We start from the raw sequence: 15,185 nt of genomic DNA, 5'->3' as shown, positions 1-15,185 counted from the left end.
TCGGTCTAGTAGTGTAATCTATAGCGGGCGGTTGCGCCGTCGCACGGCGCAATTAAGCCGCGTAAAAAGACCAGCCCTATCTTTAAAAGCCGCCTTAATAAGCAGGTGCTTGTACTCGTTTTTGCAACCAGCTCAGAACCGCAGCTTTCTCTAAAAGTCCGACTAGTACGCCATTCTCCCCAATTACAGGTAGCGCCGAGCGCTGCTGTTGTTCTAGGATTTTTACTGCTTCTAGTAGCGATTGCTCGGATTGAATTATCGCCGATGCTTCGATCGGTTGCATCAATTCTCGAACTTGGGTTTCTGCCCAACGTGAAGTAGGAACCACTCTTAAAGCATCTAGAGGCATCGTACCAACTAGTTGCCCTTCAAGATCGGTGACTAAAAACCTCTCCCACTTACCATGATCGAGAATAGCTTCATCAGCAAATTCTCGTAAAGAAAGATCGGCTGATACTATTGGGCTGTCAAAATTTACTACGTCTGCTACCTTAATCTTCTTTAGTGTTGACTGCAATGTAGCAGATTGGGCAGTCCTGGTAGCATTTTGAAGTAAAAACCAACCTAATATGAGGTTCCAGAAGTTACCAAAAGTACCAAACAATAGTAGGGGGATTAAGCCAGAGGCGATCGCCAACCAGCCAATGAATTGCCCTGCTCTACTGGCAAAGACAACACCTTTTTCAGGATTACCCGTAATTTTCCAAACTAGTGCTTTGAGGATGTTACCCCCATCCAAAGGTAAGCCAGGAATTAAGTTGAACAGCGCCAGCGCCAAATTCACGTAAGCTAGCGTTCCTACAACTGCGGCGAAAGGTGCTAGTAATGGCACGCTGGCGTTAATTGCTGTCAATAGCCCAAACAACAATAAACTGACTAAAGGACCAGCGATCGCTACCCAAAATGCTTCACTCGGAGTTTTTGATTCTTTCTCTAGGCTAGCAAGACCGCCAAACAGAAATAAAGTTATCGATTTAACTTCAATTCCCTGCCCGATCGCAACGAAACTGTGTCCTAATTCGTGCGCTAAGACTGAAGTAAATAGCAATAGAGCGGTAGTTAATCCCAACAACAAGGGTAGCAAACTACCCCCAGCCGGGAATTGCGTTGCTAACCCACTGGTATAACTCCAACTCACCAAGCCCAAAACCAAAAACCAGGACGGGGCAATATAGAAGGGAATACCAAATAGATTACCAACGCGAATAGTGCCGTTCATATAAAGCACCTCTAAACTTGAACTTTGAAAATTTGAGCAGTTTGGGATCGGCGTGACACGGCTTGTCGGCAGACCTTTTCTCTCTTTCTCCATCTAGTGTAATGAATTGTAAACAAGCTTTAAACTACTTAACTGTAGTAGTATCCGTCCGCCCAAGTGCGGTTAACGGCATCGTCAGGAAAACGATCGCGCCTTCGAGATCGCAGAGGGCGATCGCTGCGGTTGCATCGAGGCTAGTTATGATAGCGGTTTTCAATTGGATGAAATACGCGCCTAGTAGGGGCGCACAGCTGTGCGCCCCTACAAATGTCATCCGCACAATCGAGAATTGCTATGAGTGTCGCACCGTGGAATGAGAATGCCGCGCTCGATGACGTCCATCGTAGCTTGGACTTTAGCTATTACTAATGAGAGCGGAGTATGGTGAATATTTTTGTTCAATTGTCATTTCTGGTGAATCAGTTTCTAGATAGCATTTAGCGAAATAAATAGGTATTAACCATCCCCGCTCCTAGTAGTAGTTAGAGCGATCTGAGAGATTTTTCGGTAATATTAATTGATAACTTTAACAAATTGAGAACTACAAATGTCTTGCTACTACGTATATAAAATCAGTGATAAAGATGAAGATTGGAACTGGGACGAGGAGAATGAAGAGTGGGATGAAGAGGAGACGAATTTAGATATTCGAATCGGATTTGACAAAGGATATAAAGGAGACTGGCTGACAGTTGAAGATTACGATTGCCCAGCTAGAGAATTAAAAGATTATATTTTTCACAACATGCGAGATATTGAAGGAGACAGCATAACAATTTCGGAGTTGGAGCGCGTGCTAGCAGATTGTGGAGTGGGTATTCCATATCCGCTGGCATAAAAGCTGGTTGAAGATGGCTTGAATGGAGGATATATTGGGTTCCTCGAACAACACGATGATTGGGAAAAATTAGCTTAGTTTCACGATTTTTTCAACCGCGTTACTTTTTCAATTCCTCGCCAATGGCAACCTGCTGCTGAATTACCTACTTCTTGGAAATCATCATCCGAGAGAGAATTACATCATCAGGAATAAACAAACATTAGCAATAAACAAATATTTTGACTTCCATAGGTAAAATTGGATAATCGTACTCTAAAACGCGTTAACGAAGTTTAACGAAGTTATCGCGCTTGCTTGAACGATGTATGAAGGAAAGCCAGCTCAACATTTCTCCTGTAGAGGAGAGCGTTCTGATTCTTTATAAATAAATACGAACTTTACGGGCTAGAAATTATCGAAGCGCTGGAAAAGGGCAGTGGCGGCAAACTGAAAGTTAGCTTCGGTACTTTGTATCCAGCCTTGCGGAGATTGGAGAAAAAGGGTTTTGTCGAAACCCGTTGGGGCAACGAGATACCCGAAGAGCGTGGAGGTGCTCGCAGAAAATACTACAGAATTAGCGCGAAAGGGGTATCCGTTCTTCAAGAGATCGGGCAAATTCGTGAGGAATTGACAAAGTGGCAGCTTGCTTGAGTGCAAACTCACGCGCTCGGTGAAGAACTGGAGAGTCCGAGTGGCAAAGCAGATCGATCGCCTCACGCAGCCGGAAATTTTGCTGCCAAAGGGCGAGTATGATAAAAATGGGTTGCCGATCGCGCCAAACCTAAAGGTAGTAGAAGAACTATAGCAAGAGTGCTGCTAGAGACGTTATGCCACTGAGTGTCGCTCCGAACGAATCTATAAAGAGTTGCGGCGTTGGGATGACGGTCAAACTCGGTGGCTGTTGCGTTTTTGTCAATAAATAAAGGCTTTAGAGAAGCGAGCGAACGCAGCCCGAAATACGCCAAATGGCGATATAATATGTGCAAATGGCAATGAGGTAATTTATATGGTTCCCAACCAGATTGTCGATGCTAATTTGCCGACGATCCAAAAACTTTTGGCGATTGAGTGCGATCGCGATCTTGGTCTGGAACCATCGCAACTGATTGCAGCGGGTGTTCCAGTTACCGCTGTAGTTCGACTCAAACAGCTCATGGGACTATCAGATGAAGAAATGGCGCAAGCGGTTGGCATGTCTCGCCGCACTCTCAGTCGTCGCATCCAGCAGGCATCAAAAGATGCTACCAAACGCTTGTCTGCGGTTGAATCGGATCGATTGTACCGACTAGCTCGGATCGTGGCTTCATCAGCAGATGTCTTTGGAGATGAAACTACAGCACTAAATTGGCTCAAACAACCGTTGTCTGCCCTTAAAGGTCAAACTCCACTCAAGGCAATCGAAACAGAACCAGGCGTACGGCAAGTCGATCTGCTGCTCGGACGCATCGAACATGGAATCTTCGCATGAGCGTAAGAGTATGGCGCATCTGTAACGCGAAGTGGGCAGCAACTGCATTTGATGGACAAGGAGCGAAGACTTATGGTGGGAGATGGAATCCTACTGGAGTGGCTGTTGTCTATACTTCCAGCAGTCTTGCTTTAGCGGCATTCGAGCTGCTGGTTCATCTGGGGGTCAAAACTACCCCTAAACCGCACGTTGCAATCCCCGCCGATATTCCCGAACAACTTTCCATTGATTCTGTTTTATCCGAGCAGCTACCGAGTGATTGGAGAGACGACCCCCCACCACCAGTACTTGCCATAATTGGGTCGCAATGGATACGTAATGCTCGTAGTGCAGTTTTAAAGGTTCCGTCTGCTGTCATTGATGAAGAATGGAACTATTTACTTAATCCCACTCATCCCGATTTTACTCAAATTGCGCTCGGCAAAGCTAAACCTTTTGAGTTTGATACACGTCTTTTTTCAAGAGATAGCTAGTTTGTCACCAAAGTTAAAAGCGCAATACCCGAAATGTAAAAACGCGCCGATCGCTACCAAAATGCAGCTATTTTCAGTTGGCACAATCAAAGTTTATACCGAAGTAAAAAACAATGAATTGTACTAACCTTACAACTGAATTTCGCTCGCTGGGAGAAGTTTGGGTTTTGGAGTATTCTCACAAGCATGGAGTTGACTGTGCGTATTATTTAACGGAGGAAGATGCAAAGCTTGCTGCTCTAGAAATTGTTAATAACTATAGGGATGAACTCGATATTTCTCCAGATGTTACAAACGAAGAAGCATTAGATAATTGGAACGTACTGACAAATGATGTGGAGTCTATTTGGTATCATTGCGAGTCTATTCGTACTCGTCGCTAATGATTAGAAATAAGCCGAAAGTATGAACTACTACAAAAACTGTAGCCTGTATACGTTTGAGAGTTACTTCGCATCTGTAGCAGGGAAACTTAAAAATGACGTTTTTCACTAGCTAAGGCTATCCGAGCTACTCAACGAGCGGCGCTTTTTAGCAAGCGCATCCTTAGTATCCTAGGGTAAGAAAAGCTCGTTTTGGTTGCTCCAATTGTTATAGTAATAGCACTTGGGGTAAGTTGTCAAAAATAGAAGCAGCGATCCGATTATGTATGGCACAAGAATTGAAATCGAACCTTATCCTCTTCAACTCAAAAAAATAGAGAAAGAATGGCAAAAGATTTTATCCAAATTAGGTAAAACTTATACTCGTGGCAAAATCACTAACTTCCCCAATGATTTTTGGTTTGAAACCGAGGAAGGTGCAATTCAATTTGTCAAAGAGTGTTGGGGGATTCAACTGAGCGATCGCCGCTTCACTATCAAAACATTAATTCAATTTCCAACCTCGTATCAGACGGGTATTAACGACGAAAGGGGATGGATAGCAATCGCTCCTAAGAGTCTTTTTTTGTTAACTACGATATATAAAGATGAGTTTACCGCAGGTTTAATTGCTCCATTTCAACAAATGAATGTTGAGGATTTTATCATGGGGCAAGATACTTGGGATTTACAAGCGATCGAACAATTAGAGCAGCGAAACGGTCGGCAGTGGTTTAACGCGCTCGATCGCAGCAGCCATCAAGAACATCAAGGAACTTACGTCGGTCAAATCTTATTCTACATCGATTGCAGCTCCTGGCAAGACTCAACATGCAATAATCCAGCTCGTAACGATGGATATTTTCAAGTTCGAGATATTGCAAATGGAGATAGATACACTTTTACTTCTGTAAAAGCTGTTGGGCTAAATACGGGTGAAGAACAAACTCTGCCAATGTCAGAGCTTTATATCCGTCGTAGTCCTTTGATACTTGAAATCGCTCTTGCTAAACACTTTTTTAATGAAGCATATAGCTTTCTCGTCGATTCTCTTAAAGACGAAGTCGAAATTGATTTCTATCCCTTAAATGTCTACTTGTGGGATGAGTGGAACTTAGACAAAAAACTTCAATTATTAAACTTCGCTCGTTTCTTATTTATCGAAGGCATCGTCCCTCCAAATGAGCTGGGGAGCGAAGAACTTGACGCGGCAATCGCTGCCATATTTATTAATGTAAAACACGCCCTGATTGGAGAAATAGAGACTAGTGACAGCAGCGAACAGTCAACGTATTGGAGAAGCTTTATCCTCGATGTTTTTCATCAGGTCTACAGTCGCGACAAGCAAGACGATACGATTAGAGAAATTTTAGCAATCGAAACTAGATCTCAAACCGATGAATCGCTCGAACAGTTAGCCTTGTGGTATTTCAACGAATATCCCTTAACAGTTTTCTCGCTGCACGAGCAAAAGTGGGATAACGTTATTTATTATTTAGCTAACAACCTTTGTCAAGTCGATCTTTCTGAGTTTGAGGATTATTACGAATATGAGGAGTAGACCATTACGCTTTACACTTTGCACGATCTAACCCTAAAGATGGGCTAGAAATTGGGGGTTGCCGCGATTTTGGTTGTGTTGCAAAAAGCAGAGGAGATGATAAGCTCAGTACTTGGACATTAATAATTACACCGCTCGCAAGCTTCACTGCCGTCGGAGGATACGAAATTATGAATATGGTGAGGAAAGGACAAATCGAAAAAGTAGAGCCAGTGCATTGCCCCTGTTCCTTCTGTTGTAGCAACTGGCGTAGAGAAAGGAGCCGTTGCTGAACGGGTAAAATTCTTGGCTGAAATTTTTGGTGTAGTTGCATAGCTGATTTCAAAGAGTTTTCTTTTCTCAACAACTTTCTGCAACACAATCCATCTGACCTTTGAACTAAATAGCGCGTTACTTGACATAGCATTTAATCTGCTACGTGCAATATCCTATTTACTCCAAACAGAGAATGTCGGCAGCAATCTCACGGAGACTCAAAAGAGCAGTGGCTACTGAGACTTCATTTGATTGGGGAATGCCGCGACCGCACCCACTTTTTTGTAATAGATAATGACAACAAAATTTGGAATTCAAGTCGTACTTTTCAATTCTTGCTATTGCTCAACTGTTTCAAGGGAAAGATTGAGTTTGCGCTCTTTTACTTGAAGCTGTTTTTGACTTGTTGGCTGCACCCTACTTAAGCTATCAACAATTAATTCAATATATTTTCTTGCCAATCTCTCTTCACGATTATATAGTTTTTTCACCTCTGGATCGTATTGTAATATTTGAACAATTGACTCGCAGCTCAAGTTATTTTGTAATGCTTTGAGCGCAACAGTTTTACTCAACTCAATTGGAATACGTGCTTCTACTCCTCGACTGTAATCTTCCCAAAGTTGTTGCGACGAACGGTTATCTTCTACTTTTTCACGCTCGTTGGGAACGGGTGGTGTCAATGTTGGAATGCTAATAGCAGTTTCTAGAACGGTGGGAGAAGAATTTGTAGAAAGATCGAATAAGCTTAACTGCACTCCTACCGATTCGGGTATTTGTTTAGATTTTCTAGTCCGAGGTGTTTTGGCTGTAGGTTGTATGGTGGTGCGCCTTAGTGGAGGAGAAGTTTGAGAACTTTGTGGTACGGACGGCGATGGAGCTTGCTCGAAGACAACGACTGTATGCCCCATTTCCTCCAAACGAGATTTGTAGCGCTCCAGGGCATGGTGGGGGAAACCAGTCATGGGAATGCGACCGAGTTCGGCAGAGCCTGAGTTTTTACTAGCTAGCACTAGCTCCAAATCCTTCGCTACGACCGTAGCATCTTGAAAGAAAGCCTCGTAGAAATCGCCGACTCGTTGAAGTACTAACGCTTGTGGAGATCGATCCTTTAAAGCTAGATATTCTTGTAGTAGTGGAGATAGCTGGCGACGCTCCGCGAAAGGAAGGCTATGAGAATTTGTATCGGGATGAGATACTTCTGTAGTGCGATGCCGAAGGCGGAACTTGGCTTTGTCGCGACCATCGCCCTTTGATGGCTCGGTCGGATCGTCAACCAGTGTAGACGAGGATTCTTGTGGTACGGCTTGTTGGGCAATTGTCCGCGATCGCGCAGCAGTAGCAAATCCTTGTTCCAGAAGATTTTCGCTAAAAGTTTTGGCAAAGCCTCGGTCTTGGCGGCGCTCCTCGCCACCAGTGAGGGGATTTTGCACGGCAGTTTGAGTCAGAGCCAGTTGTCCGCCCCAAGAGATTCTAAACACCATTTCGGAGTCGATCGTCAAGTCGCCGCTGCTATCTGCCAGGAAGTGTGTTAGATATAGTTCCCGTCCGTGGCGCTCGATCGACAAAGGAATGTACGGTTCGTTCTCTACTTTTAAATGAAAGTCTTCCCCCTGCAAGATCTCTACTGCTAGCCCAGCCTGGTGCAAGAGTTTGGCAACATTTTTTTCTGCCGCCCCAGCTTGGAAGCAAAAGTCGGCAATCTGCAAAGCTACCTCACCAGAGGAAATTTGCCGTTTCAGCCGAGCAGTCGGTTTTATCTTCTCATCTTCGGTAGCGCGATGGTCGTTTCTCAATCCGCCTGGGGTATTGCCTGACGATGCTTCATCGATCGTATCTACCTCGACCTGCCGTTCGCCGTTCCCAACGCTCGGTGTATGAGTTTGGGTATTGAGCGGTATGGGTACGGGTGTAGCCTTAGCTGGTTGAGGTAAGCGATCCTGACTAACACTAAGATCGCTTACCTCAACCGATTCCGATTCAACTGGTTGGAGGGAGGGCAGGGTAATACCGAGAAAATTGCGAGCAATATCTTGCTTCTCAAAAGCAGCCAACCTCAAACCTTTAGCTTCCATGAATTCCAATACAGATGCAATTCTGTCTGGAGAAACAACTGCCTCCATGCGATCGCCTATAGAATGAAACTCACCTCCAATTATCCCAAGCAAGCTTGGGTCTAAATAATATGCTCCACCGTCATTCCTAGATTTGGCAGTTTGTACGATAAAGCCGTCTCCATAGCGGCTGCGTTGGGGTTTGATCGTTAAAGTTTCGTCGAGTGTTTTGACTTGTCCGGCGCGATCGGTGACTTCGGTGAGAAAGGTAACGATCTGTCGAGCAGTGGGAATAATTACGGGCTGCTGTTCTAAAGCTGACTCAATATCAAACCCTTGCGGAGCGAGCAATCCTTGGTGCGTTCTGCCGCGATCGTCCGTGTAATTGACGATTTTGCCTTGGAATTTTTCGTAAGCCCGCAATAAGTTACCTGTAAAAATTTGCCTTGATTCGCGGTTTTTAGACTGTTTGAGGTCGAAAGCTTGATAAATTTCCACTCCATCCCAGTTGCGCTCCTCAGGAGCGAGCGTGACCGAATTGGATGAAAGAGTATTAATTTGAGAGAAAGGCAGGGTCAAATATCGTGCCGGATCTGCTAGTACGATTTGCATCTTCCACCTGTTGGGCGTGACTGGGCTTTCATTTTCTTCCCGATTGCTGCTCCAAATCTTTCCCACAACACCGTAAAAAATATTACCAGTCTCGGTCACGACCCTTACACCCTTACCAAGTGGAAAAGTTTCTAAAGTATTGCTGACGTGTTGCAACTGTACGTTGAGGCGATTGTCGATCTTTTCAATAGTTTTGGCAGATGTTTTACCCTCAGTCGCTGCCGTTCGGTAAGACTGGGTAGCCTGGAGTAACTGCTGTCGCGTAGCTTCGGCTTGCTGCTTGGCACAGATGTTAACTGAGTCGAAATCGTGTGCTTCAACCGCCTCAACGAGTTCCAAGTTGAGATTTTCGCGGACTAAATTAATTGCTTCTAGAGTCGTGACGGGCTTGCGGGGTGTTTTGGCATCTACCACTTCTACATTGACGGGGCTGGTGAAGGGAGAATTACTGTCAGGATCGCCAGCAATGACTTCCATCCGCGCCACCGTCTTTGCATCGAGGTCGAGAAAGCGTGCCTCCAACACGGATTCTCCCATCGTCTCCTGACGCTCGACGTACTCCGCATACTCTCGTTCGAGTCGAGCGTACACGCGCTCCTGCTGAACAAGCGGCAGCAGTGGCAAGCGACCAGTCACTTTATTCATCAACCCCGCATTATCTACACTTTGAGCGCTTTCTATCCCACCTAACGGATCTGCTAGCTGGCGGTTTAAACCAGGATCGTTCAGCAATAGCTCGGCAGCCACCCGATCGCCGTACTCGTTCATAAAATCGACAACTGACTCCAACGAAATTCCACTCGACCGTGCGGCTGTCGTATTGGCATTGAGGGATGCCATTTTCTTAGCTAGCACCGCCGCAGGTCTTTTCTCGGCTGGAATATCGGCGTTGAGCAGGGTGAAGCTGGGCAGCACGACTTGCCCCGTGCGGTGGATACGTCCCAGCATCTGCATGAACGAATTGATTTCTTTCTCCGGCTGCACGACAATCATGTGGCGCGGTCGGCGGTCGGCAAATTGAGCACAAGCGTGCAGCGAGATCCCCGTCGAACCGGAGCGGTTGAGAATAATTACATCCAACTGCCCGTTGTTAAAGGCTCTGACATTGGCGATCGCGGCGGCTTTGCTAGTTTCTTGACTCGAACGCTGCTGGTAAGTGCTAGTCCCATCGGCAGCATAATCGATAACGTCTTTTCGCCCCGTGACTTCGTTAACGCTGTATCCCTCTTGGGACAGCCTCGACTTGATGTAGTCGATGGGAGAAATCGGGATCGCGCTCAGGTCGATCTGCTCGATCCGGTCGAGAATGCGAGTGTACGCTGCGACTCCTCTAACCCCTAACTCCTCATCGGTAAGGCGGTGGCGTTCTTTGTCTCCATAGGGGTTCCCGATTAATACGTCGCGGCTGCGCTCCAAGTAACGCACGAGCAAGTCGCCAAAATCTAGCTTAATTTCATCTCCTGGCGACAGTTGGTTCAGTTTGGCATAGTCGTTGATGAAAGACCCCATCGTATTCGATAGAGCGATTAGGGGTTTTTCGGGATCGGGTTGTCGCAGCAGCGACAAGCATTTTTGTACCGTCTGCTCGGCTTTCATTGCTAGCAAGGACTGATCGATCAAGTTGTGCATGATCGAAGTGAAGTTGGTGCTTTTTGCCCCTGCCATCCCTGTAGAGGTATCCCCCAAAATTGCCTTAGCTTCGGCTTTAGCGGTGGCATCTAGTTCTTTGACCGCATCCTGCTTGTGACGGTCGAACTCTAGAATGTCAGCCAAAATAGAAGAAATTGCTTCTGCCACCGGACGATCGACGGGAACGATCTCTAAGTTAAAATTTACTCCTTCGTAAGAACGTTCGCGGCGGACGTACTGACCTGCTTGTGTCAGTTGGGCGGCAAGGGCTTGTTGCATCGGCACGCCACCCCGCTCGACGATCGAGACCAGCGTATTCATATCATGCACCGCCAGCCGCATATCCGTTTTTGCGTACAAGTCCATGACATCGGGGCGCTTGGCGTAGGTAGCGGAAGAATAAAATACACCCGCAGATAGTTCGATCAGTTCGCGGGCAAAAGCAGCACGGTTTGTTGCGACACCCGTTGGTTGCCGCTCTGACTTCGTGCCTCCCGCTTCGTGGCTTTCATCTAGAATCAGAATGGCATTGGCAGCAAAAGCTCTGAGAAACTCTCGCCTGAGCGTTTCCTTCCCTTTTACCGACTGCATCTGGCTGTAGGTAGTGAAAATTCCATCGTATCTACCTAAGTTTCCCGTCCTCAGAAAATTCTCTATTTCGGTTTGATGCGATCGCGACGCAGTTTTGAGACTGCGGTAATCGTCCAAGGGAATATTTAAGTCAGAATCGGTGGGGAACGGTCTGAAGTTGGGCATTCCGATGTCTTTTAAATCGCGCAGCATATCTGCATAAAGCGATTTATTTTGCGTCACGAAGATCGGAGTCTTACCAGTAATGCGGGCGTAGCGGATGATGGAAGCAACTACGCGCCCCTTACCCACACCTGTTTGGTCGCCGATCACGAAACCGCTACCCTTTTCCAAGTTGCTTAGTGCCAAAGCGCAGGCATCCACTTGCTCGGCGCTCAAACGTCGATGCAACTCTTGGGGCGTACCGTATCCCAAGCGATCGGCTGCATATTCGTCCAGCGCTCCAACTCTCTGCTCCAGAGCGTCCAACGCCCTAGCGGTACTGGCTTGCATGTTAGCGGGAATCAAAGTACCGACAGGTGTTGCTTGGCTTTTGGGAATGTATGGTAGTTGTTTGGCAGGTTGTTGGGTCCGATCTTCTGCTGGGCTAAGCTCGTCTTGCATCGCTTCTGGGCCTCGTGTTTCTCGATTTAATCTGCTGTCAGTTCCTCCAGCCATTCCTCCAGCCTCGTATTCTCTATGCGAGCGAGGGCGGCTTGGATCTGCTGCGGGTTCGTCAGAACTTCGACCGGAAATTCCTCGCTCAGGTACAGACCCATCTTGTCGTAAAGCACCGAGTTGTGCAGGATGACTGCCTCCGCCCACTGGCGGGGAGAGTCCCGTCTGCTGGGCAGAAATTGGTTCATTCCTCCCCGTACCATCGCCCGCTCGATCGGTTGGTAAGGCGAACCCAGATGTGGCGACTCTGCCTGTGTGCGACAGATCTCCCACTCCAACCGCAGGCAGAGCAGTTCCAGAAATTCCTCCCGCGTCGCGATCGCCCGTTGTGGAGATGGGACCAATACTGCCATCCATGCTAGGCGTGGGTCTTGGGGCATCCAGACGTTGGGTTCGCTCAAATATAGCGACATCGAGTACTTCCTTTAATTCGTCAAATGTCCTGTAGATTCGCGGGACAGCAGCGGCAGGTAGAGGTAGCGACGACTTGCCCTTACCCGCGATCGCGATCAAATCGATGGGAAAACCAGCCCCCTGCCTGCGGTAGAGGTCGCCCCAAATCGAAAAGTGATGGATGACATTGTACTCTCGATACAGGGTAAAGTAAAAAGCTCGGCTTTCTCGCGAGTTATAACGGCTGGAACGCTCCGCCTCTGCGCCTAACTTTCCCCCCAAAATCAGAACTGCTCGTCCCTCTGGTTTCATAACTTTGAGAGCGTTGAGGGCGATCGCGTGGTCGATTTGCGTCGTGCTGTAGCGCCCTAAGTTAAATAACTTGACTCGTCCGCTCTCATCCACAACCGAGTTGAACGGAGGGTTGGCAATGACGATATCGTGCTGTTTGGCAGGAAAGTAAGTCACGGCATCTGCTTGAGTCACCGTGTATCCCTGTCGCCGCAGGTCAGCCGCTCGCGACGGGTTGAGTTCGTTGACCGAAGCAAAAGTCGGATTGGCTGCGAGCAAAAGTGCGCCGTTGCCAGCGGTCGGCTCGTAGACAGTCTTTTCTAGCGTAATTTGGGCTAGCATTGCCGCCAAATACGCGATCGGAACGGGAGTGCTGTATGCTTGTTGAGCGATACTGGTACTAGAGCGCGTGCCGAGAGTTGGCTGACGTTGGTATAAGTCTACCAGTTGAGCGTAAGCGCGATCGGGATTTGGCTCCCAAGTCGCAATAATTTTGGCAGCGCGGACTAAGCCTCGCTCCACCGACTCATCGACTAACTTGGCGATCGCGGTTCCAGGTACAACTGGAGTACCCAATATCTTCGATGCTCGTTCGCGGGCTTCGACAATTGTGGCAAAGCTCCCGCCTTGGATGAAGCGATCGGCGAAAGCCGAAACTAGCTCGTATTCTCGATCCATGTGGTTGAAAAATTTGGCTGATACTTGAGCGGAGTCTGAAGTTGGGTATTTGTCTTTCAATCGACGGACAAATTTTTCCTCTTCCCAAGCCTTATCGACAAATGCTCGGCAATCAATTTACCGCTCGGCTGATTTGCTTTCGTACTTTAGTAATTGCAATATACTTTATCATGCAAAGAAGTTGGAATTCCGTTCATCAAATATTAAGTTAAGTGAAGCACGTTGCGAACGATTGATTGTCAAGAAGCCATTAAAGCAATAGACGAGTTAGTGTTTGCCAAAGCAGGCAGACACTTGAGCCAGGATGAAAAGCTTGTAATAGAAGCGGCTTGGGAGGACAAAGAGTACAAGGAAATCGCCGCAACTTTCTCTTACAGCATCGATCGCTTGCAGCGCGATGTCGGGCAGAAACTATGGATTTTGCTGACAGGAGTTTTGGGAGACGGCGAAAAAGTTACCAAAAAACGGCTGCGGAGCATCCTAGAACGCACAATGACAACCGACTCCCCCTCGCCAGAGAGTCAGCCTAATGAGATCGCTGACTCTGCTATACCCGTGATGGGAGGACAGCCGCCTGACGTGCGGACTTTTTTCGGGCGCGAGGTAGAACTGGTTCAACTAAGGGAAGCGATCGCCAATTGCCGTTGCTTAGTTATCTATGGAGCGCCAGGTTTTGGGAAAAGTGCTTTGGCAACAAAATTAATCGAAGAAATAAGTACAAAGCGTCAGCCCCAGTTCGAGAGATTAATTTGGCAATCAGTTCACTATGGTCCGACACTCAAGGACTTGCTTGTTAACTTGCTGAAAGATCTAGCTTTACCATCGATGCAAGAGCAACAACTGCCTCAAAGTACGCAAGAGCTAGCTACTCTCTTAATAGAAACACTCTCCATGCGTCGTTGTCTAATAGTACTAGATAGTGCCGAATCCTGGTTGCTAAAAGACAGAAATAGTAGCTTCAATTCCTATGGAGAGCAATACTCGGAGTCTGGCATTTTCTTGCGTCGAATTATAGAAGCAAAACATTCTAGCTGCATTATTTTGACGAGTAGAGAGCCTTTCAAAGACTTAATGAAATTACAGCGTTCGGGGCGACTCAGTTATTCGTTTAAGCTGGAAGGTTTGGATGTGAAAGCAGCTAAAGGGATTTTACGAACTAGAGGATTAGCCGACGAGCATAAATGGGAAAAATTACTTCAACCCTACTTAGGTAATCCCGCAGCAATTGGGTTAATTGCCAGTCGCATTGAAAAGTTTTTTAGTGGAAGTGTAGCTAAATTTCTTCACTATCAAACTGGCTTAACATCTGAAATATTTAGGGAAACTTTAGCTAGGCAATACCAGCCTGAAAGATTGAGCGATTTGGAACAGCAAATCTTAAGCTATTTAGCCCAGCAAGCAGACGATCCCAATGATTTTGTTAGCTTTATACAAATGATTGAAGAATTACCTCTTCGACTGCAAAGTAGTTTGTCTGTCTCAGAACTTATCAGAGCTATAGAAAACTTAAACGGTCTTTCCTTGATTGTGAACAGTAAAAATGCAGAGACAAAAGAGCTTTTTTTAAAACTTCCACCTCTACTAAAAAAACATATTCTTCAGCAGAAGTAAGTAGAATGATACGTACAGCCCACGCTTTATAAGTATCGTCAAATCCCGTTGTGGGAGTTGAGAGACAGAAGGCTTTACCGCAGTACGCATTCGACGTTCGAGCAGTACTGCACGCGATAGATTTGACTATCATCTTGACGGCTCCCCAGCAATAAAATTTTAGGGGCTTGCGGGCGCGTCTTTTCGGTCACCACTCGTATCAATTAATCGATACCGTAGTGTATTTTAAAGTTTGTGCGCCATTGGCGCACAAAAAAGATCGGATACAAATGGCGCATGGATTTTCTCAAACAGTGATCGCAGGTCAGATCGCTGACCAGCTTTGTTTGTACTACGCTGACGCTATCAATTGCTCTTGCTAGCAAAGTATGCATACAGCAGCGATAGTAACATTTGCGCTTCGTACTTCGCAGCTCTTGGTGGTATCTAATTACTATCACTGTATGCAAAAGTGTCAAGCGCGATTCTAAAC

General features: G+C 46.6%; 11 protein-coding genes. 7 read left to right on the top strand and 4 right to left on the bottom strand.

Translation table 11 applies throughout. The annotated features are described in order from the left end of the window. Window positions 1-94: 94 nt before the first annotated feature. Together H6G17_RS09015 and H6G17_RS09010 are read right to left on the bottom strand one after the other, a co-directional pair. Window positions 95-1,219 carry a site-2 protease family protein gene (locus H6G17_RS09015; RefSeq protein WP_192156310.1) on the bottom strand — a complete coding sequence of 375 codons (1,125 nt, stop codon included), beginning with the start codon at window positions 1,217-1,219 and terminating at the stop codon, window positions 95-97. A 124-nt stretch (window positions 1,220-1,343) separates the two neighbouring features. After that, window positions 1,344-1,538 (bottom strand): hypothetical protein, encoded by a 195-nt coding sequence (locus H6G17_RS09010; RefSeq protein WP_192156308.1) that lies wholly within the window; start codon window positions 1,536-1,538, stop codon window positions 1,344-1,346. Between the two features lie 267 nt (window positions 1,539-1,805). Between H6G17_RS09010 and H6G17_RS09005 the strand changes: the two genes are divergently transcribed. From H6G17_RS09005 to H6G17_RS08980, 6 genes are all read left to right on the top strand, one after another. Further along, window positions 1,806-2,096 (top strand): hypothetical protein, encoded by a 291-nt coding sequence (locus H6G17_RS09005; protein ID WP_192156306.1) that lies wholly within the window; start codon window positions 1,806-1,808, stop codon window positions 2,094-2,096. A 363-nt stretch (window positions 2,097-2,459) separates the two neighbouring features. Next, window positions 2,460-2,729, top strand: a complete 270-nt coding sequence (locus H6G17_RS34575; protein ID WP_192156399.1) for a helix-turn-helix transcriptional regulator — start codon at window positions 2,460-2,462, stop codon at window positions 2,727-2,729. A gap of 355 nt (window positions 2,730-3,084) precedes the next feature. Continuing rightward, window positions 3,085-3,546, top strand: a complete 462-nt coding sequence (locus H6G17_RS08995) for an antitoxin Xre-like helix-turn-helix domain-containing protein (protein WP_192156304.1) — start codon at window positions 3,085-3,087, stop codon at window positions 3,544-3,546. After that, on the top strand, window positions 3,543-4,019 hold the full coding sequence (locus H6G17_RS08990; protein ID WP_192156302.1) for an RES family NAD+ phosphorylase: 477 nt from the start codon (window positions 3,543-3,545) through the stop codon (window positions 4,017-4,019). The genes H6G17_RS08995 and H6G17_RS08990 overlap by 4 nt, the downstream gene beginning before the upstream one ends. Before the next feature lie 113 nt (window positions 4,020-4,132). Further along, window positions 4,133-4,402, top strand: coding sequence for a hypothetical protein (locus tag H6G17_RS08985; protein WP_192156300.1), 270 nt, complete (start codon window positions 4,133-4,135; stop codon window positions 4,400-4,402). Between the two features lie 262 nt (window positions 4,403-4,664). Continuing rightward, window positions 4,665-5,942 carry a hypothetical protein gene (locus H6G17_RS08980; RefSeq protein ID WP_192156298.1) on the top strand — a complete coding sequence of 426 codons (1,278 nt, stop codon included), beginning with the start codon at window positions 4,665-4,667 and terminating at the stop codon, window positions 5,940-5,942. 119 nt (window positions 5,943-6,061) lie between these two features. Here the strand turns inward: H6G17_RS08980 and H6G17_RS08975 are convergent, their stop codons facing one another. Both H6G17_RS08975 and H6G17_RS08970 read right to left on the bottom strand, forming a co-directional pair. Further along, entirely contained in the window at window positions 6,062-6,343 is a 282-nt protein-coding gene (locus H6G17_RS08975; protein WP_192156296.1) for a hypothetical protein, read from the bottom strand. A 192-nt stretch (window positions 6,344-6,535) separates the two neighbouring features. After that, entirely contained in the window at window positions 6,536-13,162 is a 6,627-nt protein-coding gene (locus H6G17_RS08970; RefSeq protein WP_192156294.1) for a strawberry notch C-terminal domain-containing protein, read from the bottom strand. Window positions 13,163-13,324: 162 nt separating this feature from the next. Here H6G17_RS08970 and H6G17_RS08965 point away from each other — a divergent pair, with 162 nt between their 5' ends. Further along, window positions 13,325-14,713 carry an AAA family ATPase gene (locus H6G17_RS08965; protein WP_192156292.1) on the top strand — a complete coding sequence of 463 codons (1,389 nt, stop codon included), beginning with the start codon at window positions 13,325-13,327 and terminating at the stop codon, window positions 14,711-14,713. Window positions 14,714-15,185 lie beyond the last annotated feature (472 nt).

The organism is Chroococcidiopsis sp. [FACHB-1243], from assembly GCF_014696895.1.
GTDB lineage: Bacteria > Cyanobacteriota > Cyanobacteriia > Cyanobacteriales > Chroococcidiopsidaceae > Chroococcidiopsis.
Note: the sequence above shows the minus strand (reverse complement) of the source record. Positions and strands in the feature narration are given on the sequence as shown.